This is a genomic window from Bacteroides sp. MSK.18.37, from assembly GCF_019129155.2.
Lineage (GTDB): Bacteria > Bacteroidota > Bacteroidia > Bacteroidales > Bacteroidaceae > Bacteroides > Bacteroides ovatus.
The window spans coordinates 6,229,137-6,254,819 of sequence record NZ_JAHOIB020000001.1 but is presented as its reverse complement, the minus strand read 5'-3'; the positions used below and the strand labels follow the sequence as shown (position 1 = coordinate 6,254,819).

The following is a 25,683-nucleotide window of genomic DNA, read 5'->3' as shown; positions in this document are numbered from 1 at the left end:
CTATTTGTTTTCTAGGGCAATATTATGTTATACCCGAACAGATGCAAAGACTAAACAGTGATCTCCCTTTCTTTCTGTTGATAAATGCATTGGCACTGATACTCTATTTCCTGGCTTTTTCTTTTACTATTTTTCTGCATCGTTGGGTGGCCTATCAACAACGATTAAATGAATTGGAGAATATTAGCATACAGACTGATCTAAATCATTTGAAAGATCAACTCCAACCGGAGTTTTTTTCGAGAATATTGAATAAGGTACGAACCTTGCTGGGAGAAGATGGAGAAAAGGCGTCATTGCTTATCTTTAAATTAAGTCGGTTGCTTAGATACCAACTTTATGAAAGTGAACGGCAACAGGTATTGTTGGGAGATGATATCGATTTTATGACTGATTATATGAAGTTGGAGAAACTATGTAATCCGGAGTTTAATTTTGAAGTCAACATCCTGAATGAAGTGCGTTATATACAAGTTCCTCCTTTATTGTTTATGCCTGTGATAGAATATGTGATTCAGACAACTGTATGTGGAGAGAATGGAAAGGGAGAAAATATAAGGATCGATTTTCAAATGGAAGAGAATCAGCTTCGATTTATTTGTACATACTGTCTGCGAAAAAAGGAAAGTCTACAAGTAGCACCTGCTTTTGACAAGTTACGGCAACGATTGGACTTGTTATATCCGGGAGGTTATCAATTAAAAAGTGGCTATAATGATGAGGCACTGTGTACCATTGGTTTAATGTTGGAATTATGAAAGATACCTGGAATGTATACGATTGGGGGAAGAATCTGGTAAATGACCGTTTCAGGCTTATCAGTAATTTACTATTGCTATTTATTATACTCTTTTTGGGCTTTCAGAATGTATATGGAGATTTTACTAGAGAAGGTTTCCTATATGCATATCCGGTTAGTATATTGGTTTTTGCATTTCCTATCTATCTGAATATATATTGGTTAGTGCCCCGTTTCCTGTATAAAGCCAAGCGCAAGTTATGGTGTTATTGGATTTCGTTTCTCGGAGTCAATTTAGTGAGTGTATTATTAGGATTTATATTTCTGTCTCCATTATATCAACGATACGGTATTCGTGGGTTTTGTATACAGGATAACCATGCTGTTTCTTTTGATAGTATTGCTTATGGAGTATTAGTACTGCTATTAAGTGCAGGTGGCTGTACGAGCTTTGAACTATTTCGCCGTTGGGTTGTCTCCGATAAAAAGATTCTTGAATTGGAGAAGGCGACTAAACAGGCAGAATTGCAACAATTAAAGAAACAGATCAATCCGCATTTTCTTTTTAATATGCTGAATAATGCCAATATTTTGGTAAAGGATGCTCCGGATGAGGCTTCACAGATATTGGAGAAACTGGACAATCTACTTCGCTACCAGTTGAATGACAGTACAAGAAGAGAAGTATTTCTTACTGCAGATATACAGTTTCTCACCAGCTTTCTTGAATTGGAGAAGGTGAGAAGGGATCATTTTGAATATACAATCTTTCAAGAGGGAAATATGGAGAATATCTGTATTCCTCCGTTATTGTTTATCCCTTTTGTAGAGAATGCGGTGAAACATAATTTGGATAGCGACAATTTATCTTATGTTCACTTGTATTTTTCTGTGCATAATAAACAGTTGACGTTTCGTTGCGAAAATTCTAAGCCCCGTGTTCCTGTTAAGCGGGAAGGGGGAATAGGGTTGGCCAATGTGAAACGCAGACTGGATTTACTTTATGAATCACGGTATACGCTACAGATAGAAGATAAAGAAACAACTTATAATGTCAACTTACATCTAAACTTATGAATTGTATTATTGTTGATGACGAGCCGGTAGCTCGCAAAGGTATGAAGTCATTGGTGGAGCAGATTCCACAACTGACATTGGTGGGTAGCTTTAATAATGCTATCGCAGCGTCCGCTTATATAAATGAATATACGGTTGATCTGATTTTCCTTGATATTCAGATGCCGGGAATTACCGGAATAGAATTTGCGCAAAGCATTCCCGTGAATACGTTGATTGTCTTTACAACGGCGTATGCGGAATATGCACTCGATAGTTATGAAGTAAGTGCCATTGATTATCTGGTGAAGCCCATTGAAATGAACCGTTTTCTGAAAGCAGTCAATAAGGCAATAGCATATCATAAACTGTTATTGTCGGAAACAGCCGAAAGAGTGGAGGAGATACAGGAAGAATATATCTTCATCAAATCGGAACGACGCTATATCAAGATAAACTTCAGTGATATTCTTTTTATTGAAGGACTAAAGGATTATTCCATTCTCCAATTGGAAGGTCAGCGGGTGATTACTAAGATGAATCTGAAAAATATTCATGAGCAACTGCCCGCTAAACAGTTTCTCCGGATAAACAAGTCCTATATTGTCAATACTTCACGGATTGACTCTTTTGATACCAATGATATTTTTATTAAGTCTTATGAGATAGGAATAGGAGGTGGAAACTATAAGAAAACGTTTTTTGAGGAATTTGTAGCGAAGAATTTGCAGAAAGACTAATCCGGTAGTTTACATGGAATGGCTTGGTATAAAAAGAATAAGAACGTTAAGTATTGGCCTATTTTCATAAAAAAGATGTTTTGCAGAAAGAAAAAGGAGAGAATATAGTGCAATATCCCCAAATAATGCTTTCCTTTGTACCAACAACAATAAAGAGGTTTATTACGATTTGATTTTTTTACATGAATCTTCTCATTTATTTGAGCATATCCATCTCTAATTAAGATCTTCCTAAAACTTTCTTATTGAATTATTAATTTTTTATATTTGTATTTTATGAATTTGTACATTGGAAATCTTAGCTATAATGTTAAGGAATCAGATTTGAGACATGTAATGGAAGAGTATGGAACAGTTGCTTCAGTAAAGTTAATCACAGATCGTGAAACTAGAAGATCAAAAGGTTTTGCGTTTATCGAAATGCCGGATGATGCAGAAGCTGCTAAAGCTATCGAACAATTGAACGGTGCAGAATATGTAGGTCGTTCAATGGTAGTAAAAGAAGCATTGCCAAAGAATTAATACTGAATACATATACAGTAATAGAGAAAGGCGCACTAGGTAACTAGCGCGCCTTTCTTCTGTTAATCCTCATTGTTATCTTCTTCATCATCCACCATATTATTGAGTTCCAATTCCAGGTCTACCAGCTCTTGTTCCCATAATTTCAGGATATCCTTCGGTGTATCTTTTGCAGCTTTCTTTATTCTTTCTTGAGCAACAGATACTTCATGCTCTAATTGTCTACGTCTGCTCATAATTCTATTGTTTTGATTATAAAATGATAACAACTCGTGTAGGGAATAGTTCGACGGGATAAAATTAAAGTAATGGGGTGAACTATTCACAAATAAAGGATGTTTTGTAATCTGAATCTTTAAAAAACATACAGCCATGCTCAATTTAATAGCCGTTTTCTTAGTATGTTCAGGTATCGGAATTGCAGTACATATTGCCATAGACCTGACACATCGTCCGCAATCAATGAAGATAATGAATGCAGTCTGGATATTATCTGCATTATGGGGAAGTTATTTAGCTTTATGGGCGTATAATAAGTTTGGACGGAGTAGTCCGATGAAAGCTGAGGATGATGGGATGAAAATGGATATGTCTGGCATGAAAGATATGTCTGATATGAAGGGAATGGATATGTCCGGTATGAAAGATAATATGGAGATGGATATGGCCATGCAGGGAGAAATGTCGATGCAAGGAATGCAACGTCCTTATTGGCAATCGGTAGCTTTGTCGGCGCTTCATTGTGGTGCAGGATGTACATTGGCAGATATCATAGGAGAGTGGTTCACAAACTATGTTCCTGTAACTGTGGCAGGAAGTCAGCTCTTTGGTAATTGGGTACTTGACTTTATTCTGGCTTTGATGATTGGTGTTTATTTCCAATTCTATGCTATTCGGGAGATGGAAAAAATATCGGTAGGTAATGCCTTGGCTCGTGCTTTCAAAGCGGATTTCTTTTCTCTTTTATCCTGGCAGGTAGGAATGTATGGCTGGATGGCGATTGTCTATTTTGTATTGTTCATCAATGAACCATTACCCAAAGACACATGGATATTCTGGTTTATGATGCAGTTGGCTATGCTTTTCGGTTTCTTCTGTGCATATCCTATGAATGCTCTTCTTATAAAATTAGGTATAAAGAAAGGTATGTAAAATAAATGCAGATTTACTCTAAACGATAAGTATGTAATTACTTATTTGAGGGAGTGAATCTGCATCTGTTATGATATGACTACTTTTGTCTTTTCTTTCTCTTTGGGAGTTTATCTTTTCAATAATTTCGGTATATCCGAAGGTTTTTGTGCTACCCGGATACCGGCAGCTTCTAAAGATTCAATCTTCTCTTTTGCCGAACCGGAACTTCCCGAAATGATAGCTCCTGCATGTCCCATCTGCTTCCCCGGAGGAGCTGATTGTCCTGCAATAAATGCCACTACAGGTTTGGTTACATTATTGCGGATATATTCAGCCGCTTGTTCTTCTGCGTTTCCTCCAACCTCTCCAATCAGGACGATCGCTTCTGTTTCCGGATCATTTTGAAACATCTCCAGCAGTTGACGGAAATGAAGACCTACAACAGGGTCACCCCCGATGCCGATAGCAGTGGATTGTCCCATGCCATTCGCCGTTAAGTGATACACAATTTCGTAAGTAAGTGTTCCGCTACGGCTGATAACTCCGACATTTCCTTCTAAAAAGACCTGTCCCGGTAAAATGCCTACCATGCTTTTTCCCGGAGAGATCAGTCCCGGACAGTTGGGGCCGATCAGCATAGCACCTTTTTGTTCGACAAACTGGTGCGCCTTAATTACATCCAGCGTGGGGATTCCTTCCGCAATACAGACAATTAACCGGATGCCCGCATCTGCTGCCTCCATAATGGCATCTGCCGCAAAACGTGCCGGAACAAAAATGATAGAAGTATTGGCTTTCGTTTGTTCAACCGCGTCATACATAGTATTGAATACGGGGATGCCGTCTACATCTGTTCCTCCTTTGCCCGGAGAAGTTCCTCCAACAACATGGGTTCCGTATTCTTTCATCTTCTTGGCGTGGAAAAGCCCGTCTCTCCCGGTGATTCCCTGTACAATCAGGCGGGTGGATTTATCTATTAATATGCTCATAATTGCTTTATTTATTAATGATTTGGGTACTTATTATGCTTTCAGAGCCATAAGAGCAGCTTCTTTCATCGTTGTGGCTATTTGGAAACGGCTGTAATTCCGTAACAGTTCCCGTCCGATATGCTCATTAGTGCCTGTAAGCCGTACGATAACAGGTATATTACTGTTTATCTGCTCGAATGCCTGAAGAAGCCCCATTGCTACATCATCACAGCGGGTGATTCCTCCAAAAATATTAATCAGGACCACTTTCACTTTTTCATCCTGCAATAAAAGTTTCATGGCTTCAATTACCTTGACAGGATTGGAACTACCACCAATGTCGAGAAAATTGGCTGGCTGACCTCCATAAAGTTTAATCATGTCCATAGTAGCCATAGCGAGTCCGGCACCATTTACCATACAACCGATGTTACCATCCATGTGGACATAACTGAATCCTTTATCTTTAGCGTCTGCTTCTATTCTTTCTTCCTCCGTCGGATCAAATAAAGCATGTACCTCCGGATGGCGATAGAGCGCATTGTCATCAAAAACAATCTTTGCGTCAATAGCCATCAACGTACCTTTCTTGGTTAGTGCCAGCGGATTTACTTCCACTAATGATGCATCATTTTCCATGAAGATCTTATAAAGTTCCTGAAGGATGGCCGCCATTTTACCCGCCTGCTCCATTTGAGGAAAGAGGGAGAAAGCAAAACGCCTTGCCAGATAGTCGGGAAGACCAATAAATGGATTGATTGAATATCGGATGATTTTCTCCGGTGTTTGACGGGCTACTTCTTCGATATCCATACCGCCGGATGCACTCATCATCAGAACGACAGAACGTGTATTTCGGTCGATGGTGTAACTGACATAATATTCGGCAGCAATATCTACCGCCTCACTAACCAGTACTTGATTGACCGGAAGTCCTTTAATACTCATTCCGAGAATATTTTTAGCTTCCTGATAAGCATCTTCCGTATTGTTTACCAGTTTCACTCCTCCGGCTTTTCCCCGGCCTCCGGTTAATACCTGTGCTTTTATAACCACCCTGTCTGTTCCCATCCTCCGGTAAGCGGCTATGACACCTGCGGCTGTACGGCATAAAGTGTGCCTCTCGACAGGTATTCCGTACTTGGAGAAAATCTCTTTCGCTTGATATTCATGTATTTTCATGGCTCATAAATTTGAGTAAATGATTCCTGTAATAAAAACAATAGCAAGATACGGAAAGTTTGCCGGAAAAGAAAAGTAATGGGGTGTTATACAACATGTTAATCCGTATGCTATGAATAGGCTTAATATAAAAAAGCGTGTTGGCAATAGTTACCAACACGCTTCATATATTTAAAGATAAAGTCTTTCTTACGGATGCTTATGCAATACCGTGAGCGTTGACAGTACCGTCAATTTTCTTAATCAGTCCTTGAAGTACTGCACCCGGGCCACATTCTGTAAAATCAGTAGCACCGTCGGCAACCATATTCTTAACAGACTGTGTCCAGCGTACGGAAGCAGTCAGCTGGGCAACCAGGTTCTTTTTGATTTCTGCAGGATCAGTGTGAGGAAGTGCGTCTACATTCTGATATACCGGACATTTAGGAGTATGAATTTCCGTAGCCTTGATAGCAGCTTCCAATTCAACTTTGGCAGGGTCCATCAATGGAGAATGGAAAGCACCACCCACTTTCAGCGGAAGAGCACGTTTGGCTCCGGCAGCTTTCATCAGTTCGCAAGCCTTTTCGATACCCGGTACAGAGCCGGAGATAACGATTTGTCCCGGACAGTTGTAGTTGGCCGGTACGCAAACTTCACCTTCTGCATTTACTGCTGCACAGATTTCTTCTACTTTTTCATCCGGCAATGCGATAATAGCAGCCATGGTGGAAGGAGTAGCTTCGCAAGCTTTCTGCATAGCCATTGCACGTGCATACACAAGCTTCAATCCATCTTCAAAACTCAATGCACCGGCAGCAACCAATGCAGAGAACTCACCAAGTGAGTGGCCGGCAGTCATTTCCGGTTTGAAGTCATCACCCATGCAAAGAGCAGAGATAACAGAGTGAAGGAATACGGCAGGCTGAGTAACCTTTGTCTGACGAAGATCTTCGTCTGTGCCGTCGAACATGATATCTGTAATGCGATATCCGAGGATATCATTTGCTTTTTCAAACAATTCTTTTGCTAAAGCTGAGTTTTCATACAGGTCTTTACCCATTCCTACAAATTGAGCGCCTTGACCGGGAAATACAAATGCTTTCATATTTTTATTATTTAATTGATTTTTAATTGCGGGTGCAAAGTTACGTATTTTTATGATACAACCGCACAAAATGTACACATTTGTGCAACGGAGTCCGGAAAATGCCATAAAGGGCCGTTGCCGTGTCCGACATTCAATTCTTTTCCTGCGATAATAGCTTGAGTGATATACGTTTTAGCGTGCTGGATGGATTCTCGCATGGGGTATCCTTTGGCCAGATAAGTAGCAATGGCAGAGGAGAGGGTACACCCGGTTCCATGCAGGTTATGGCTTTCTATCTTTTTCTCCTCATATATATGATAGATAGATTCGGACGTGTGCAAAAGGTCGCACATATTGTCTCCCTCCAGATGTCCGCCTTTTAACAAGATGCTAGTGTGATAATCGTCCGTCAGCATTTTGGCGGCTGCCTGCATGTCTTGAATGTTGTGAATACTTTTACCTGTAAGCACCTTCGCTTCGTCGATGTTGGGGGTGATTAATGTCACAAGCGGCAAAAGTTCTTTTTTTATTTCTTCTATAGCTTCATCTGTCATGAGTTTCTTTCCGCTGGTAGACACCATTACCGGATCGTAGACGACGTATGCAGGTGAATATTTTTGTAAACAGTCGGAAATCACACGAACAATTTGAATATCATTTACCATTCCTATTTTGATGGCAACCGGTTGCAGGTCGTCCATCACTGCTTCTATTTGTCCACGAACAATGTCAGGGGCGATAGATTGTACGGCACGTACTCCCAGTGTGTTTTGTATGGTGATGGCAGTAATAGCCGATGCCGCATAGCCACCTAAAGCGGAGATTGTTTTTATGTCTGCTTGAATACCTGCGCCTCCCGAACAATCGGAGCCGGCAATGGATAAAATGACTGGATGACGTTCCATTTTAGTTTTTTTAATATTTACCCGACAAAGATAGAATAAAAAACGATAAGGTACAAAATGGCATATCGTTTAAAATACAATAAGTACCTTTACCGCTATCTGCTGGAAATGATATGAAAAGTACTGATAATAAAGCGTCCATCTAGTTTTTGTACTTTATACAATTACTCACCCGTGGAAATACTAAAATACATATTGTAATTCGTAAGATAACACTAACTATTCATATTGTAGAATGTATGATATGTATTTGTATGAAAAACAATGTTTTATAGCATGTTTCTTATTTTGTTTTGATGGTTTGTAGCCTCTATATTTGCATCGTCTTAAAGAAATGTATATGCAAAATTTACAGAAAAATACACCTTTAGCAAACAATCATATATCAGTAGACTGTGTAGTGATTGGTTTTGACGGAGAACAACTGAAAGTGTTGCTTGTAAAACGTGCAGGTGAGGATAATGGAGAAGTATATCATGATATGAAACTTCCCGGAAGTCTTATCTATATGGATGAAGCCTTGGATGAAGCTGCACAACGAGTTTTGTATGAACTGACAGGACTTAAAAATGTGAATCTGATGCAGTTTAAAGCATTTGGTTCTAAAAACAGAACGAGTAATCCGAAAGATGTACGTTGGTTGGAAAGAGCTATGCAGTCAAAAGTGGAGCGTATTGTTACCATTGCATATTTGTCGATGGTGAAGATAGACCGTACGTTGGATAAGAATCTGGACGATCACCAGGCTTGCTGGGTCGCTTTGAAAGACGTGAAAACACTGGCTTTCGACCATAATCTGATTATAAAGGAGGCAATGACTTATATTCGTCAGTTCGTAGAATTTAATCCTTCCATGTTGTTCGAACTGCTTCCGCGTAAATTTACAGCCGCACAATTAAGGACTCTTTTTGAATTAGTATACGACAAAGCCGTGGACGTGCGTAACTTCCATAAAAAAATAGCAATGATGGAATATGTAGTTCCTTTGGAAGAAAAACAACAAGGAGTGGCTCACCGTGCTGCCCGTTATTATAAATTTGATAAGAAGATATATAATAAGGTAAGAAGATAGCCCCTGTTCAAGTAAGTATCAAGTATTAAGTATTAGGCGTTGAATGTTAAAGTATTAATAGTCGGGCATTGAGCGTTAAATCGTAAATAGTAAATCGTTTAATCGTAAATAAAATTATGTTTCTATTAGGTTATGACATAGGTAGCTCGTCTGTAAAAGCGAGTTTGGTAAATGCGGAGACAGGTAAATGTGTATCCTCGGCATTTTTTCCGAAAACAGAAGCGAATATTATTGCAGTGAATCCCGGATGGGCGGAACAAGATCCTGAAAGTTGGTGGGAAAACTTAAAGTTGTCCACGCAGGCTATTATGACCGAATCCGGAGTGAGTGCCGCTGAAATTAAAGCCATCGGTATCTCTTATCAGATGCACGGATTGGTTTGTGTTGATAAGAATCAGCATGTATTGCGTCCTGCTATCATCTGGTGTGACTCCCGTGCGGTGCCATACGGTCAGCAAGCGTTTGAGACAATCGGGGAGGAGAGATGTCTTTCTCATTTGTTGAACTCACCGGGAAATTTTACCGCTTCCAAGTTGGCGTGGATTAAAGAAAACGAACCGGCTATCTATGAGCAGATTGATAAGATAATGCTGCCGGGCGATTATATTGCCATGAAGTTGAGTGGAGAAATCTGTACAACTGTTTCCGGGCTTTCGGAAGGTATGTTCTGGGATTTCAAGAACAACCGGGTGGCTGATTTCTTAATGGATTATTACGGATTTGATTCTTCCTTGATTGCAGATATTAAGCCGACCTTCGCGGAACAGGGACGTGTAAATGCAATAGCTGCCAAAGAGCTTGGACTGAAAGAAGGGACACCGATAACTTATCGTGCAGGCGACCAGCCTAACAATGCCCTTTCTTTGAACGTGTTTAATCCGGGCGAAATTGCTTCTACGGCAGGAACATCAGGGGTGGTTTATGGTGTGAACGGTGAAGTGAACTATGATCCGCAGTCACGCGTCAATACCTTTGCCCATGTCAATCATACCATAGATCAGACACGTTTGGGAGTATTGCTTTGCATCAACGGAACAGGTATTCTTAATTCATGGGTAAAACGCAACATTGCTCCCGAAGGAATATCTTATAATGAAATGAATGTATTGGCTTCCAAAGCTCCTATCGGCAGTGCGGGAATCAGTATTCTGCCCTTTGGTAACGGTGCCGAACGTATGCTGAACAATAAGGAAATCGGTTGCAGTATCCGTGGATTGGACTTCAATGCGCATGGCAAACATCATATTATTCGTGCCGCTCAAGAAGGTATTGTATTCTCTTTTAAATATGGCATTGATATCATGGAGCAAATGGGAATTCCTGTGAAGATGATTCATGCCGGACACGCTAATATGTTCTTGAGTTCTATCTTCCGCGATACGTTGGCGGGAGTTACAGGAGCCACTATCGAGCTTTATGATACAGACGGTTCAGTAGGAGCTGCGAAAGGTGCAGGTATCGGTGCAGGTATCTACAAAGATAACAATGAAGCATTTGCTACGCTTGACAAACTGGATGTGATTGAGCCTAATGTGGCAAAACGCCAGGAATATACTGACGCGTATGCAAAATGGAAATACCGTCTTGAAAAGTCGATGACCGGTAACATACCGGCTCCGGTTCTTTCTTCAGATAAATAATTAACAATTTAAATAATAACCATTTTAAAAATAAAAGAATTATGGCAACAAAAGAATTTTTCCCGGGAATTGAAAAGATTAAGTTCGAAGGTAAAGATAGTAAGAATCCGATGGCATTCCGTTACTACGATGCTGAAAAGGTTATCAACGGTAAGAAGATGAAAGATTGGTTGAGATTCGCTATGGCATGGTGGCATACTTTGTGTGCTGAAGGTGGCGACCAATTCGGTGGCGGAACAAAACAATTCCCTTGGAATAGTAATGCTGACGCTATACAAGCTGCAAAAGATAAAATGGACGCAGGTTTCGAATTCATGCAGAAAATGGGTATCGAATACTACTGTTTCCACGATGTAGACTTGGTTTCTGAAGGTGCAAGCATTGAAGAATACGAAGCTAATCTGAAGGCAATCGTAGCATACGCAAAACAGAAACAAGCTGAAACAGGCATCAAACTGTTGTGGGGTACTGCCAACGTATTTGGCCATGCACGTTATATGAACGGTGCTGCTACTAACCCTGATTTTGACGTAGTAGCTCGTGCTGCTGTTCAGATCAAGAATGCAATCGATGCAACGATCGAACTGGGTGGTCAGAACTATGTATTCTGGGGTGGCCGTGAAGGCTATATGTCTCTTCTGAATACAGATCAGAAACGTGAAAAAGAACACCTGGCAAAAATGCTGACTATCGCTCGTGATTATGCTCGTGCCCGTGGTTTCAAAGGTACTTTCCTGATTGAACCGAAACCGATGGAACCGACAAAACATCAGTATGATGTAGATACAGAAACAGTAATCGGATTCCTGAAAGCTCATGGCTTGGATAAAGATTTCAAAGTGAACATTGAAGTAAACCACGCAACTTTGGCTGGTCACACTTTCGAACACGAATTGGCAGTAGCAGTAGACAACGGCATGTTGGGTTCTATCGATGCTAACCGTGGTGATTATCAGAATGGTTGGGATACAGACCAATTCCCGATTGACAACTACGAATTGACACAAGCTATGATGCAAATAATCCGCAACGGCGGCTTGGGTAACGGTGGAACAAACTTCGACGCTAAAACTCGTCGTAACTCTACTGACCTGGAAGATATCTTCATCGCTCACATCGCAGGTATGGATGCTATGGCTCGTGCATTGGAAAGTGCAGCTGCTTTGCTGAACGAATCTCCCTATAAGAAAATGTTGGCTGACCGTTACGCTTCATTCGATGGTGGTAAAGGTAAAGAATTTGAAGATGGCAAGTTGACTTTGGAAGATGTAGTTGCTTATGCTAAAGCAAACGGTGAACCGAAGCAGACTAGCGGTAAACAAGAGCTTTATGAAGCAATTCTGAATATGTATTGCTAATTAACCCCACCACAGATTACACGGATTGTCACAGATTAATTTTCTTCTCTCTTATTTTGAATTTTATCTGTGTCAATCTGTGAAATCTGTGGTGATATAAATCCAACTACTACAACACTACTTTATCTACTTATAACCATGATTAATACAACGAACGAGGGTAGTAAACTCTACCTATATTCGATAACCTCTGTCGCCATTTTGGGAGGACTGCTTTTCGGATATGATACAGCGGTTATTTCCGGTGCAGAGAAAGGCTTGGAGGCTTTTTTCCTTTCGGCCTCTGATTTTCAATACAATAAAGTAATGCATGGAATCACATCTTCCAGTGCATTAATTGGCTGTGTACTGGGTGGTGCGATCTCCGGTATATTTGCTTCCCGTTTGGGACGTCGTAATTCTCTAAGGCTTGCTGCCGTACTCTTTTTCCTTTCAGCATTAGGTTCCTATTATCCGGAAGTCTTGTTTTTCGAATATGGAAAGCCGAACATGGATTTGCTGATTGCTTTTAATTTGTATCGTGTTTTGGGCGGTATCGGTGTTGGACTGGCTTCTGCAGTCTGTCCGATGTATATTGCTGAAATTGCTCCTTCCAATATTCGTGGAACGCTTGTATCGTGTAACCAGTTTGCTATCATCTTCGGTATGTTGGTAGTATACTTCGTGAATTTCCTGATTATGGGCGACCATCAAAATCCTATTATTTTGAAAGATGCAGCAGGTGTACTGTCTGTTAGTGCTGAATCTGATATGTGGACTGTTTATGAAGGATGGCGTTACATGTTCGGTTCGGAAGCTTTCCCTGCCGCTTTCTTCGGTCTGTTGTTGTTCTTTGTTCCCAAGACTCCTCGTTATCTTGTATTGATACAGCAGGATGAAAAGGCTTATTCGATCCTTGAAAAGATCAATGGTAAGACAAAAGCACAGGAAATTCTTAATGATATTAAAGCTACTGCTCATGAAAAGACAGAGAAAATCTTTACTTATGGAGTGGCAGTAATTGTGATCGGTATTTTGCTTTCTGTATTCCAACAGGCTATCGGTATTAATGCGGTACTTTATTATGCTCCTCGTATTTTCGAAAATGCAGGTGCAGAAGGAGGTGGCATGATGCAGACAGTTATTATGGGTATTGTAAACATTGTCTTTACATTGGTTGCAATCTTCACTGTAGACCGCTTCGGACGTAAACCACTATTGATAATCGGTTCTATTGGTATGGCTGTAGGTGCATTTGCGGTAGCAATGTGTGATAGCATGGCAATAAAGGGTGTTCTCCCGGTACTTTCAGTGATTGTGTATGCAGCATTCTTTATGATGTCTTGGGGACCGATTTGCTGGGTGTTGATCTCGGAAATATTCCCGAACACCATCCGTGGTAAAGCGGTAGCAATCGCCGTAGCATTCCAATGGATATTCAATTACATTGTATCTTCTACTTTCCCGGCACTGTACGACTTCAGCCCGATGTTTGCATATAGTTTATATGGCATAATCTGTGTGGCTGCTGCTATCTTCGTTTGGCGTTGGGTGCCTGAAACGAAAGGTAAGACACTGGAAGATATGAGCAAACTTTGGAAGAAAAATAAATAAATTAGGTTAGTGTAACTTCATCATGCCATTATGATTTCTGTTTCTTGGCATGGTTCTATTAAGATTATGACATCGTACCAAATGGTAGGGTGTCATAATTGTTTTTATTTGAAACTTTTGGGAACTACTATAAAGTTGAAAAAACATGAAAACATCTGCCACCTGCAACGAAAAGCGTGTAATGCACTAGTTGATAAATAGTTGGAGCGTTGCAGATACTGTTGCAGATAGGTTGCAGATCAAAGTATCTGCAACACAGTATAAACCTTACATAAGCCAATTCTCCAGGAGGGCAAAAGTTTATTGTATACATTAACTTCCCGTTTCCAGGCGGGGAACTGTCGTTCCCGGAATTAGAAATTACAGTTTCCACGGCAGGAAACGAGAGTTTCTAAGGCGGGACACTACAGTTTCTACGTAAGGATACTATCGTTTCCCCGTAGAGACACCACCATTTCTCCATAGAGTCACCCCAATTATCCCATAGCTTTGCATAAAGGAATCAAGGCTTTTTCTTTGATTATATAACGTGTTGCAGATACTTTATCTGCAACCTATCTGCCGCAGGTATCTGCCACGTTACAACTATCTATTAACTAGTGAATTACACGCGTTTCGTTGCAGGTGGCAGATGTTTTTATGTTTTTCAACTTTATAGTAGGAAAAACTTTCATTCATTTCAGTACAGTTCTTAATTAAATGGGAATTTATCGGTTAAATGAGAATTTTGCAGTTAAATGAGAATTTATCGGTTAGGCTGAAAGCCTTACAATTATATATTTATTGGGATGCCCTGAAAGGGCTTAATTATATAGCGTAGGGCAACGCCCTACGAAAAAAACACACCAGCCACAAGCCCTGAAAGGGCGGAACCATATACAATTATGCCCTTTCAGGGCGCAAATTCAGATTGTCGCTTTTACGTAGGGCGTTGCCCTACGCTATATAATTAAGCCCTTTCAGGGCACTCCGCAAAATTATCATTTAGCTCATTTATATTCTGAAAAGAATTAAAACCGTCAAGAAACGAACTACTTTTAACGTCAGTTCGATGCAATATCTATCTGTATGACTTAACGGTCAGATACATTCTCCAAAGTTTCGGAAGGTTTGCCGCCCAAGAGCTTTTCCAAGTCACGTAATTGACGTTGATAATCCTGCAACATCTGACTGACAAAACCACGATAGCAAGAAGCTGATATCAGAAAGTTCGACCATTTCGCCCATTCTTCAAAAATCTTTTGACACTCTGTGCGAGGTGAGTTTTGTAAAGAAAAGAAATGCAGGCAAGCCTTTTGCATCTCCGGCATCCCATTTTCCCATGAACGGTCGAGGTTGGTTAACGCTTTAATAAAATGTTTGATTTTGTGGTGTAACGCTCCCAGACGTTGTGATTCCGAACGATCGACTGATACGGTAGGGCATAGTCGTCGTGATTGGGCTAAATAAAACTGTTTTAGGTTTTCTTTTTCTTCCAGATTAGGAAAATTAGCTTCCTGCCGATTGCTTCGAACGGTTTTTACAGGTGCATTGTTTTGTTCTTCATGCATGATACAACGGTTTTAAGATAGGCGGGAATAAAAAAACGGTTCCGCCTTTCCCGTTGACTAACACTCCACAGAAGCTGGGGACGCATTAACGTTCCCCACGGGGGTACGAAACCGCGTATCTACGGCAGCAACAGGCATAAAAATGCCTGCTACTGGAGTTGAAGCAGGTTCACTGCTTCTGTGGGTATAAAATGTTAGTCGCTGCAAATGTACGATAATTTTCGGAAGTCGCAAATTAAACGGTGCAAGAATCTGTATGAAAATTATGTGATGTTAAAGCACTGTAGCCATTTCTGAAGCATGTATTAAAATTAAGTATAATGCATTTTTAATTTTGCAATGACAATGTATAAAGATAAACAGTACCTTTGCACAGTCTTTATATAAAAACACGTATTGTTATGGAACAACATCCGATAAAAATTAATAAAGTGCAGATACGCAATCTGCAAATAGAAGATTATGTACAACTATCCCAATCGTTTACCCGTGTTTATTCTGACGGTAGCGATGTGTTTTGGACTCGTGAGCAGATACAGAAGTTGATTAAAATCTTTCCGGAGGGTCAGATCGTCACAGTCGTTGACGATAAAATAGTTGGTTGTGCTCTTTCTATTATTGTTGATTATGATAAAGTAAAGAACGACCATACGTATGCACAGGTTACGGGTAAGGAAACATTTAATACACATAATCCCAAAGGAAATATCCTGTATGGCATTGAAGTATTCATCCACCCGGGCTATCGTGGTTTGCGTCTCGCACGTCGTATGTATGAATATCGTAAGGAGCTTTGCGAAACATTGAATCTGAAAGCGATCATGTTTGGCGGACGTATCCCGAATTATCATAAATATGCTGACAAAATGCGTCCGAAAGAATATATTGAACGGGTACGTCAACGCGAGATTTATGATCCGGTACTTACTTTCCAGTTGTCGAATGACTTTCACGTTCGTAAGGTAATGACTAATTATCTGCCAAATGATGAAGAATCAAAACATTATGCTTGTTTGCTCCAGTGGGATAATATCTATTATCAGCCACCTACACAGGAATATATCAGTCCCAAAACTACGGTTCGTGTAGGACTGGTGCAATGGCAGATGCGTAGTTATAAAACGTTGGATGACCTGTTCGAACAAGTAGAATTCTTTGTGGACGCAGTATCCGATTATAAAAGTGATTTTGTTCTTTTCCCGGAATATTTCAATGCTCCTTTGATGTCGAAGTATAACGATAAAGGAGAATCGCAGGCTATTCGCGGATTGGCAAAGTATACGGATGAAATTCGGGAACGGTTTATGAATCTGGCTATTAGCTATAATATCAACATTATAACCGGGAGTATGCCATACGTAAAAGAGGATGGATTGCTTTATAATGTAGGTTTCCTTTGCCGACGGGATGGAACCTACGAAATGTATGAAAAATTACACGTCACTCCCGATGAAATAAAAAGTTGGGGACTTAATGGTGGCAAACTTCTGAATACTTTTGATACGGACTGTGCAAAGATTGGGGTTTTGATCTGCTATGATGTCGAGTTCCCCGAACTTTCCCGCCTGATGGCAGATCAGGGGATGCAGATATTATTTGTTCCTTTCCTGACGGATACCCAGAATGCCTATTCCCGTGTTCGTGTTTGTGCGCAGGCACGTGCCATCGAGAATGAATGTTTTGTAGTCATTGCCGGAAGTGTCGGAAATCTTCCCCGTGTGCACAATATGGATATTCAATATGCCCAATCGGGTGTGTTTACCCCATGCGACTTTGCTTTTCCAACAGACGGAAAGAGGGCGGAGGCAACTCCTAACACCGAAATGATTTTGGTATCGGATGTTGACTTGGATTTGCTGAACGAGTTGCATACTTATGGTAGTGTACGCAACTTGAAAGACCGCAGGAATGACCTGTATGAGGTGAGATACAAGAAATAAAAAGAGTGACGCTATGCTGTCCGGATAGCGTCACTATATGCCTTGGATAGCGTCACTATCCGGGGCATATAGTGACGCCCTTTTGATAGAATACTTTTTTATTTGGATGACGTGCCACTCTCCAATATACTAACGATAGAAAACAGCGTAAAGCAAATAGCTCCGAGACCTACCAAAACACGTGCCGGAATGAAATAATCAGCATGTATAGTGGCAAGCTCGAATACAAAAGCCGCCAGAAACAGACAAGTTAATGCCGTTAATACCGGAATCATAGGAATACGGTTGGCTAATTTGAACTCTTGCCTCCATATCTTAGCCAGCAGGATTACTTTGCTGGAAATACTGTAACATACTAACCCCAACCCGAGCATAATATATCCGGTGGTACCGTTTGCACTTCCGGAATCTGCCAAAATAACGAATAATCCCCATACAAAAGAGATAGATCCCATTAATAAAACCAGTTTCGGCCATTTATTCCGTTCTTTTTCTGAATAATCATTACGTATCTGGCGTGCTATGGTAGCTACCAGTGCAATCAAACTGGTACAAATACATGCCAGACCGACCATTACATGCCCCGCCACAAAATAAGCAGGATGAGAATGACTGTTGCCCAATAATACAAATGCCCATATCCATGCGATCAGCGAAACGATGATGGCAACAATGACCAATGCCCGTCTCTGATTAAGGGAAAAAGCTCCTTCCGGAACTTCATTACTTGTCGCTTTTGAATTCCTCGGAATTAAAGAGAAGCGGGTAGAAGAGGTGGCGGCGGTAGCTACACAAGTGGTAATAAATCCAACGCCGGTGATAACGTGTCCTGCAACAAATGCAGAGGTGGAAGTGGCATTACTGAAAATGCAGATACCTCCAATAATAGTAATGATGGCTGCCAGATAGCCTATGATCGGCAAAACGTATTTGGCCGATTTATTATAAGTATGTATGATTTGCCGGATGATAGTGGCAGCCGTGCAAAACAGTGCAATGCATATCATACCGAGTGAAAACACAACAGGACCGGCCACAACACGACTCCCGTCATCTCCATAACCATAAATAAACGCTCCGTATCCGAAGCAAAAAATAGCCATCGCCAAAGGGATTGCTCTGAATAAAATGCTAATACCGTAATTCATAAGTTAAAGTGCTTTTAGGTTTCCCACTAAAACAAGGAGATACCTGTTTTGTTTAGGCTGTAGGCGGTTTATAATCGTTAACTTCACACGAATCCGATTAAAAGTCCTAGCTTTTTGCTCAACTAAACAAATGTTTTTGTAAATTTGCACCCTTAAAAATGGGGATACCCCTCAAATTGTAAATTGTAAATAGTAAAATCGTAGACAGCTATGGGTAAGAGATTTACTGAATATTCGCAGTTTGACCTTTCGCAGGTGAACAAAGATGTGCTGAAGAAATGGGACGAGAACCAGGTTTTCGCCAAGAGTATGACAGAACGTGATGGCTGTCCTTCGTTCGTGTTTTTCGAAGGACCTCCCTCGGCTAATGGTATGCCGGGTATTCACCATGTAATGGCTCGTACCATTAAGGACATTTTCTGTCGCTACAAAACGATGAAGGGTTATCAGGTGAAGCGTAAAGCCGGATGGGATACGCACGGACTGCCTGTGGAACTAAGTGTAGAAAAGGCATTAGGTATCACAAAAGAAGATATTGGTAAGAAAATCTCTGTTGCCGACTACAATGCGGCTTGTCGGAAAGACGTGATGAAATATACCAAGGAGTGGGAAGACCTGACTCATCGGATGGGATATTGGGTGGATATGAAGCACCCTTATATCACGTATGATAATCGCTATATTGAGACATTATGGTGGCTATTGAAGCAACTGCATAAAAAAGGATTGTTGTATAAAGGATATACGATCCAACCATATTCACCGGCTGCAGGAACAGGATTGAGCTCACATGAGTTGAATCAACCAGGCTGTTATCGGGATGTAAAAGATACAACGGCCGTTGCTCAATTTAAAATGAAGAATCCTAAACCGGAAATGACGGAATGGGGAACTCCTTATTTTATCGCCTGGACAACTACTCCATGGACATTGCCTTCAAATACGGCTCTTTGTGTGGGACCCAAAATTGACTATGTGGCTGTACAGTCTTACAACGCTTATACCGGAGAACCTATCACGGTTGTTCTGGCAAAAGCTTTATTGAATGTACACTTCAATGCAAAAGCTGCTGATCTGAAATTGGAGGACTACAAAGCCGGAGATAAACTTGTACCATTTAAAGTGATTGCCGAATACAAAGGCACTGATCTTGTTGGTATGGAATATGAGCAGTTGATTCCTTGGGTGAAACCGGTTGAGGTATCTGAAGATGGCAACTGGAAGCCTAGTGATAAGGCTTTCCGTGTGATACCGGGTGATTATGTTACTACAGAAGATGGTACAGGTATCGTTCACATTGCACCTACATTTGGTGCGGATGATGCGAATGTGGCACGTGCTGCAGGAACCCCGTCACTTTTCATGATTAATAAGAAAGGCGAAACTCGCCCGATGGTGGATTTAACTGGTAAATTCTATCTGTTGAATGAGCTGGATGAGAATTTCGTAAAAGAATGTGTTGATGTAGATAAATACAAAGAATATCAGGGTGCATGGGTGAAAAATGCTTATGATCCTCAATTTATGGTGGATGGCAAATACGATGAGAAAGCTGCGCAAGCTGCCGAATCTTTGGATATTGTCATTGCCATGATGATGAAAGCAGACAACAAGGCTTTCAAGATAGAAAAGCATGTCCACAACTATCCGCACTGCTGGCGTACAGACAAACCGGTGCTTTATTATCCGTTGGATAGCTGGTTTATCCGTTCTACCGCTTGCAAGGAGCGAATGATGGAATTGAATAAAACCATCAACTGGAAACCGGAATCTACCGGAACCGGCCGTTTTGGCAAGTGGCTGGAAAATCTGAATGACTGGAACCTTAGCCGTTCTCGTTATTGGGGTACTCCATTACCTATCTGGCGTACAGAAGATAATACGGATGAGATATGCATCGAATCTGTAGAAGAACTTTATAATGAAATCGAGAAATCGGTAGCTGCCGGATTTATGAAATCCAATCCATACAAGGATAAAGGTTTCGTGCCGGGTCAATATTCGGAAGAAAATTATGATAAGATTGATCTTCATCGTCCTTATGTAGACGACGTCATATTAGTATCGAAAGACGGCAAACCGATGAAGCGTGAATCAGACTTGATTGATGTATGGTTCGATTCGGGTGCTATGCCATACGCGCAGATCCATTATCCGTTCGAAAATAAAGAACTGTTGGATAACCGTCAGGTATATCCGGCTGACTTTATCGCAGAAGGAGTAGACCAGACTCGTGGTTGGTTCTTTACCTTGCATGCTATCGCTACGATGGTATTTGACAGTGTGTCATACAAGGCTGTTATTTCTAACGGTCTGGTACTCGATAAGAACGGTAACAAGATGTCTAAGCGTTTGAATAACGCTGTCGATCCGTTTACTACGATTGAAAAGTATGGTTCCGACCCGTTGCGTTGGTACATGATTACCAATTCTTCTCCGTGGGATAACCTGAAATTTGACGTTGAAGGAGTGGAAGAGGTTCGCCGTAAATTCTTCGGTACCTTATATAATACGTATTCATTCTTTGCGCTTTATGCGAATGTAGACGGATTTGAGTATAAAGAAGCGGATGTACCGATGGCAGAACGTCCGGAGATCGACCGCTGGATTTTGTCTGTATTGAATACATTAATAAAGGAGGTAGATACATGCTATAATGAATATGAACCGACAAAGGCAGGACGTTTGATTTCTGATTTTGTGAATGATAATTTGTCCAACTGGTATGTTCGCCTGAATCGTAAACGTTTCTGGGGTGGTGAATTTACACAGGATAAATTGTCTGCTTATCAGACATTGTACACTTGTCTCGAAACAGTTGCCAAACTGATGGCTCCTGTATCTCCGTTCTATGCAGACCGTCTGTATACTGACTTGATTACAGCAACAGGACGCGACAATGTAGTTTCTGTCCATCTTGCCGAATTCCCGAAATATCAGGAAGAAATGATAGACAAGGAACTGGAAGCCCGTATGCAAATGGCACAGGATGTTACATCTATGGTGTTGGCATTGCGCCGCAAGGTGAATATCAAGGTACGCCAACCGCTGCAATGTATCATGGTTCCGGTGGTAGATGAAGAGCAGAAAGCTCATATCGAAGCTGTGAAGAACCTGATTATGAATGAAGTGAACGTAAAAGAAGTCAGATTCGTTGATGGTGCAGCCGGTGTATTGGTGAAAAAAGTGAAATGTGACTTTAAAAAGCTAGGCCCGAAATTTGGCAAGCAAATGAAAGCAGTAGCTGCTGCTGTTGCAGAAATGTCACAGGAAGCCATCGGTGAATTGGAGAAAAACGGAAAGTATACATTAAACCTGGATGGTGCGGAAGCTGTTATTGAAGCATCAGATGTCGAGATCTTTAGTGAAGATATTCCGGGATGGTTGGTTGCCAATGAAGGCAAACTGACAGTAGCGCTTGAAGTGACTATTACCGAAGAACTGCGTCGCGAGGGTATTGCTCGTGAACTGGTGAACCGTATTCAGAATATACGTAAGTCAAGCGGCTTCGAGATTACAGACAAAATAAAAATAACAATCTCGAAAAATACGCAAACAGATGATGCGGTAAATGAATATAATACTTATATTTGTAACCAGGTTTTAGGCACATCTCTTGAACTTGTAGATGAAGTGAAAGACGGAACAATGCTGGAGTTTGACGACTTCTCATTGTTTGTGAACGTGATAAAAGACTAATACTATATTGATTAACCTTTTAAAATTGTAAAGTTATGGCAGAAAAGACTAGATATTCGGATGCGGAACTCGAGGAATTCCGTGCCATTATTATGGAGAAGCTAGAATTGGCACAACGTGACTATGAACAGTTGAAGAAAAGTTTGATGGGACTGGACGGTAATGATACCGACGATACATCTCCTACGTATAAAGTATTGGAAGAAGGAGCTAATACGCTCTCCAAGGAAGAAACGACCCGATTGGCACAACGTCAGCTGAAGTTTATCCAAGGATTACAAGCTGCTTTGGTACGTATTGAGAATAAAACGTACGGCATTTGCCGTGAAACCGGAAAGTTGATTCCGGCAGAACGTTTGCGTGCTGTTCCTCATGCTACATTAAGCATTGAAGCAAAGAACAGTGGTAAAAAATAACAGATAGCAAGTAGGCTACAGGTAACGAGCTACAAGTAGCTGCGCAAAGTTTACGCACGGCACTTGTAGCTCGTTATGTTTAACTTATAATAAACACATGAAGAAACTATTCACGAAGGGGAGAATTGCCCTTCTCGTTATCTTTTCCGTATTGATTATTGACCAGATCATCAAGGTCTGGATTAAAACTCACATGTACTGGCATGAAAGTATACGTGTGACCGATTGGTTTTATATCTATTTCACCGAAAACAACGGGATGGCTTTCGGTATGGAAATCTTCGGCAAGTTATTCCTGACAACATTCCGCATTGTTGCAGTAGCATTGATAGGGTGGTATCTCTATAAAATCATAAAGAAAGGGTTCAAAACTGGTTATATCGTCTGTGTGGCTCTTATCCTGACCGGTGCTTTGGGGAACATCATAGATAGCGTGTTCTATGGAGTTATTTTCAATGAAAGCACTCATTCGCAGATTGCCAGTTTCATGCCCGAAGGTGGTGGATATTCTACTTGGTTTTACGGAAAAGTGGTGGATATGTTTTACTTTCCGATTATAGATACAAACTGGCCTACATGGATGCCGTTTGTAGGTGGAGAGCATTTTATATTCTTTAGTCCGATCTTTAATTTTGCGGATGCCGCTATCAGTTGCGGTATCATTGCCTTGTTACTCTTTTATAGTAAATATTTGAATGAGTCTTATCATTCGCTGGATAAAGATAAAAAGGAAGCTACGGATCATGAAAAATAAATTTCGGTTTCATCTGTGTCTCATCTGCATGTTCGTGTTTGCGGTAGCCGGATGTAAAGTGAAAAGACCCAGTGATGTAATCTCGGAATCGAAGATGGAGAATTTGCTGTATGATTATCATGTGGCAAAGTCTATGGGAGATAATTTGCCTTATAGTGAGAACTATAAGAAAGCATTGTATATCGACGCCGTTTTCAAGAAATACGGGACTACACAAGCTGCATTTGACTCATCCATGGTTTGGTATACCCGTAACACAGAGATTTTATCGAAAATTTATGATAAGGTGAAAAAACGCTTGAAAGACGAACAGGAACTTGTTGGCGACCTGATAGCCAAGCGTGATAAGAAACCGAAAATGACCAAGCAGGGTGATAGCATCGATGTCTGGCCGTGGCAGCGTATGGTACGTTTGACCGGTGAAATGATGGATAATCAATATGTATTTACTTTGCCGACCGACTCTAACTACAAAGACCGGGATACACTGGTATGGGAAGTGCGGTATCGTTTTCTGGAGCCGATGCTTGCCGACTCTTTAAGAGGTGTCACTATGGCTATGCAGGTGATTTATGAGAAAGATACGATCAATCATTGGAAAACGGTGACTGAACCGGGTGTGCAACAAATTCGTTTGTTTGCAGACACATTAGGTTCGATGAAAGAAATAAAAGGTTTCATTTATTATCCGATGGATAGCCAGGAAAAAGGCGGGGCAGTATTGGCCGACCGTTTCATGATGACTCGTTATCATTGTACGGATACGCTCGCATTTGCTGTACGCGATTCTTTGAATAAGATAGAAGCATTGAAAGCAGATTCTTTGAAGAAGATAGCTACTAAAGAAAATACCGACTCTTTACATAAGGTCATAGACAAGAATAAAGATGACATGCAGCGTCTGACACCGGAAGAGATGAACCGTCGTCGTACGGGAACTCATCGTGAGAAGAAGCCGGAGCAGATTCAGGTGGAACAGCATATCCAAAAGGAACGGATAGAGCAAAGAAAAGAACGCCAGATGAATCAACGCAGGAAGCAGCAACAAAGACGTTCAAACAACTGATTGTAATGAAACGTTTTGCTTCTCATTATTTGCTGATACCTGCCGTCGGATATATGAAGCAGCAGGTAGTGGAGATCACTGACGAAGGAGTTGTCCGAGGTGTGTTCCCATTGACCGAAGAGATTGAATCGGTTGAATGGATGCCGGGAGTGATTGTGCTGCTTTCTGAAAGTCAGATGGAAGAAATAAAAAACACTGGGATGATTTTAAAAAACATCCCAGTGTTTCAAATTAATCTTCCCAGTGTTTCGAATCAATCTTCCCAATGTTTTAATGAGTATCTGCAGGAAGCAGAAAAGAAGGGGGAAGCTTTATTTCCTTATTTATTTTATCCTTTTGATTTTACTTCCATGCAGCCTGTCGACGGAACTCGGCACAGATTACTGCGGTAGCAATGGCTACATTCAGAGACTCGGATGTCTCTTGGCCTGCCGGATAATTGGGGATATATAATTTTCTATTGATTAATGTGGCTACCTCTTTCCCTATGCCATTCCCTTCATTTCCCATTACGATCAAGCCATTGGCCGTTAATGGTTGTTCATACATATTTTTTCCATCCAGGAACGTACCGAACACAGGAGTATCTCCGAGCGACCGGATAAAATCGGGGAGGGAAGTATAATGTACTTTCACCCGGGCAATTCCACCCATAGTGGCTTGTATGGTCTTAGGGTTATATACATCTACCGTATTCTGCGAGCAGATAATATGTTCGATGCCAAACCAGTCGGCCAGACGGATAATGGTACCCAGATTTCCGGGATCTTGTACATCGTCCAATGCAAGGCAAAGTGATTGGCGGACTGCTTCCGGATCCAAAGTATATTGTGGTTGTTCGAAAATGGCAAGTACCTGTTGGGGAGTTTTCAATAAACTGGCCCGTGAAAGATCTTCTTGTGAAACTTCTACCAGTTCACTTGCGTCAATACTCGGATGCTCCTGAAGCCAGAAGGGAGTGGCTGCTAAAAAACGACAGGGAAAATGTCCGAGTAAATCACCTACCAATTTAGGACCTTCAGCCAGAAATACCCGCTCTTCTTTACGTATTTTCTTCAGTTCCAGCGAGTGGATAAACTTTATTTTGTTTTTACTTAATGATGCCATAGATTTGATATTCTTTTGCAAA

23 protein-coding genes are annotated in these 25,683 nt (G+C 41.0%); 15 read left to right on the top strand and 8 right to left on the bottom strand.

Annotated features, from left to right (window positions below; genetic code table 11):
• Positions 1–41: 41 nt before the first annotated feature.
• From KSX81_RS24135 to KSX81_RS24120, 4 genes are all read left to right on the top strand, one after another.
• Positions 42–758, top strand: coding sequence for a histidine kinase (locus KSX81_RS24135; RefSeq protein WP_224440793.1), 717 nt, complete (start codon positions 42–44; stop codon positions 756–758).
• Positions 755–1,816, top strand: a complete 1,062-nt coding sequence (locus KSX81_RS24130; RefSeq protein ID WP_004295862.1) for a sensor histidine kinase — start codon at positions 755–757, stop codon at positions 1,814–1,816. Before KSX81_RS24135 ends, KSX81_RS24130 begins: the two co-directional genes overlap by 4 nt.
• Positions 1,813–2,535 carry a LytR/AlgR family response regulator transcription factor gene (locus tag KSX81_RS24125; RefSeq protein ID WP_004295863.1) on the top strand — a complete coding sequence of 241 codons (723 nt, stop codon included), beginning with the start codon at positions 1,813–1,815 and terminating at the stop codon, positions 2,533–2,535. The genes KSX81_RS24130 and KSX81_RS24125 overlap by 4 nt, the downstream gene beginning before the upstream one ends.
• A 276-nt stretch (positions 2,536–2,811) precedes the next feature.
• Positions 2,812–3,057: an RNA recognition motif domain-containing protein gene (locus KSX81_RS24120; protein WP_004295865.1), complete on the top strand. Its 246-nt coding sequence runs from the start codon at positions 2,812–2,814 to the stop codon at positions 3,055–3,057.
• 62 nt (positions 3,058–3,119) lie between these two features.
• Here KSX81_RS24120 and KSX81_RS24115 read toward each other — a convergent pair whose 3' ends face one another.
• A complete protein-coding gene (locus KSX81_RS24115; RefSeq protein WP_004303314.1) occupies positions 3,120–3,293 on the bottom strand; it encodes a hypothetical protein in 174 nt (57 codons plus the stop codon).
• Between the two features lie 136 nt (positions 3,294–3,429).
• Here KSX81_RS24115 and KSX81_RS24110 point away from each other — a divergent pair, with 136 nt between their 5' ends.
• Complete coding sequence (locus tag KSX81_RS24110; protein WP_004303313.1) at positions 3,430–4,209, top strand: DUF4396 domain-containing protein; 780 nt, start codon at positions 3,430–3,432, stop codon at positions 4,207–4,209.
• 110 nt (positions 4,210–4,319) lie between these two features.
• Here KSX81_RS24110 and sucD read toward each other — a convergent pair whose 3' ends face one another.
• The 4 genes from sucD to thiD all read right to left on the bottom strand — a co-directional run bounded on the left by sucD (position 4,320) and on the right by thiD (position 8,318).
• On the bottom strand, positions 4,320–5,180 hold the full coding sequence (sucD, locus tag KSX81_RS24105) for a succinate--CoA ligase subunit alpha (protein ID WP_217725557.1): 861 nt from the start codon (positions 5,178–5,180) through the stop codon (positions 4,320–4,322).
• Between the two features lie 33 nt (positions 5,181–5,213).
• On the bottom strand, positions 5,214–6,344 hold the full coding sequence (sucC, locus tag KSX81_RS24100; RefSeq protein WP_004295869.1) for an ADP-forming succinate--CoA ligase subunit beta: 1,131 nt from the start codon (positions 6,342–6,344) through the stop codon (positions 5,214–5,216).
• Positions 6,345–6,543: 199 nt separating this feature from the next.
• Positions 6,544–7,431 (bottom strand): ACP S-malonyltransferase, encoded by an 888-nt coding sequence (gene fabD / locus KSX81_RS24095; RefSeq protein ID WP_004295871.1) that lies wholly within the window; start codon positions 7,429–7,431, stop codon positions 6,544–6,546.
• Between the two features lie 50 nt (positions 7,432–7,481).
• Positions 7,482–8,318 (bottom strand): bifunctional hydroxymethylpyrimidine kinase/phosphomethylpyrimidine kinase, encoded by an 837-nt coding sequence (gene thiD / locus KSX81_RS24090; protein ID WP_004295872.1) that lies wholly within the window; start codon positions 8,316–8,318, stop codon positions 7,482–7,484.
• Between the two features lie 340 nt (positions 8,319–8,658).
• On the opposite strand from thiD, the gene KSX81_RS24085 reads away from it, so the two are divergent.
• The 4 genes from KSX81_RS24085 (at position 8,659) to xylE (ending at position 13,981) form a co-directional block, all read left to right on the top strand.
• The gene (locus KSX81_RS24085; RefSeq protein WP_004295874.1) at positions 8,659–9,390 is read left to right on the top strand and encodes an NUDIX hydrolase; all 732 of its coding nucleotides are present in this window, start codon (positions 8,659–8,661) and stop codon (positions 9,388–9,390) included.
• 116 nt (positions 9,391–9,506) lie between these two features.
• A complete protein-coding gene (locus KSX81_RS24080; protein WP_217725556.1) occupies positions 9,507–11,030 on the top strand; it encodes a xylulokinase in 1,524 nt (507 codons plus the stop codon).
• A 41-nt stretch (positions 11,031–11,071) separates the two neighbouring features.
• Positions 11,072–12,388, top strand: a complete 1,317-nt coding sequence (gene xylA, locus KSX81_RS24075) for a xylose isomerase (protein WP_004295876.1) — start codon at positions 11,072–11,074, stop codon at positions 12,386–12,388.
• 138 nt (positions 12,389–12,526) lie between these two features.
• Positions 12,527–13,981: a D-xylose transporter XylE gene (xylE, locus tag KSX81_RS24070; RefSeq protein ID WP_004316410.1), complete on the top strand. Its 1,455-nt coding sequence runs from the start codon at positions 12,527–12,529 to the stop codon at positions 13,979–13,981.
• Between the two features lie 1,073 nt (positions 13,982–15,054).
• Here xylE and KSX81_RS24065 read toward each other — a convergent pair.
• Entirely contained in the window at positions 15,055–15,531 is a 477-nt protein-coding gene (locus KSX81_RS24065; protein WP_009041252.1) for a hypothetical protein, read from the bottom strand.
• Between the two features lie 401 nt (positions 15,532–15,932).
• On the opposite strand from KSX81_RS24065, the gene KSX81_RS24060 reads away from it, so the two are divergent.
• Positions 15,933–17,471, top strand: a complete 1,539-nt coding sequence (locus tag KSX81_RS24060) for a carbon-nitrogen hydrolase family protein (RefSeq protein WP_004295880.1) — start codon at positions 15,933–15,935, stop codon at positions 17,469–17,471.
• A gap of 98 nt (positions 17,472–17,569) precedes the next feature.
• Here KSX81_RS24060 and KSX81_RS24055 read toward each other — a convergent pair whose 3' ends face one another.
• Positions 17,570–18,619 carry a DUF2776 domain-containing protein gene (locus tag KSX81_RS24055; RefSeq protein WP_004295881.1) on the bottom strand — a complete coding sequence of 350 codons (1,050 nt, stop codon included), beginning with the start codon at positions 18,617–18,619 and terminating at the stop codon, positions 17,570–17,572.
• Positions 18,620–18,829: 210 nt separating this feature from the next.
• Between KSX81_RS24055 and ileS the strand changes: the two genes are divergently transcribed.
• From ileS to KSX81_RS24030, 5 genes are all read left to right on the top strand, one after another.
• Positions 18,830–22,318 carry an isoleucine--tRNA ligase gene (gene ileS, locus KSX81_RS24050; protein WP_217726010.1) on the top strand — a complete coding sequence of 1,163 codons (3,489 nt, stop codon included), beginning with the start codon at positions 18,830–18,832 and terminating at the stop codon, positions 22,316–22,318.
• Between the two features lie 35 nt (positions 22,319–22,353).
• Positions 22,354–22,734, top strand: coding sequence for a TraR/DksA family transcriptional regulator (locus tag KSX81_RS24045; RefSeq protein ID WP_004295883.1), 381 nt, complete (start codon positions 22,354–22,356; stop codon positions 22,732–22,734).
• Between the two features lie 97 nt (positions 22,735–22,831).
• Complete coding sequence (locus KSX81_RS24040; RefSeq protein ID WP_004295884.1) at positions 22,832–23,488, top strand: lipoprotein signal peptidase; 657 nt, start codon at positions 22,832–22,834, stop codon at positions 23,486–23,488.
• Positions 23,478–24,554: a DUF4296 domain-containing protein gene (locus KSX81_RS24035; RefSeq protein ID WP_074704616.1), complete on the top strand. Its 1,077-nt coding sequence runs from the start codon at positions 23,478–23,480 to the stop codon at positions 24,552–24,554. The genes KSX81_RS24040 and KSX81_RS24035 overlap by 11 nt, the downstream gene beginning before the upstream one ends.
• A gap of 5 nt (positions 24,555–24,559) precedes the next feature.
• Complete coding sequence (locus tag KSX81_RS24030; RefSeq protein WP_004303301.1) at positions 24,560–24,946, top strand: hypothetical protein; 387 nt, start codon at positions 24,560–24,562, stop codon at positions 24,944–24,946.
• Here KSX81_RS24030 and KSX81_RS24025 read toward each other — a convergent pair.
• Positions 24,897–25,661 (bottom strand): TrmH family RNA methyltransferase, encoded by a 765-nt coding sequence (locus KSX81_RS24025; RefSeq protein ID WP_217726011.1) that lies wholly within the window; start codon positions 25,659–25,661, stop codon positions 24,897–24,899. The two genes, KSX81_RS24030 and KSX81_RS24025, sit on opposite strands and share 50 nt — an antisense overlap.
• Positions 25,662–25,683 lie beyond the last annotated feature (22 nt).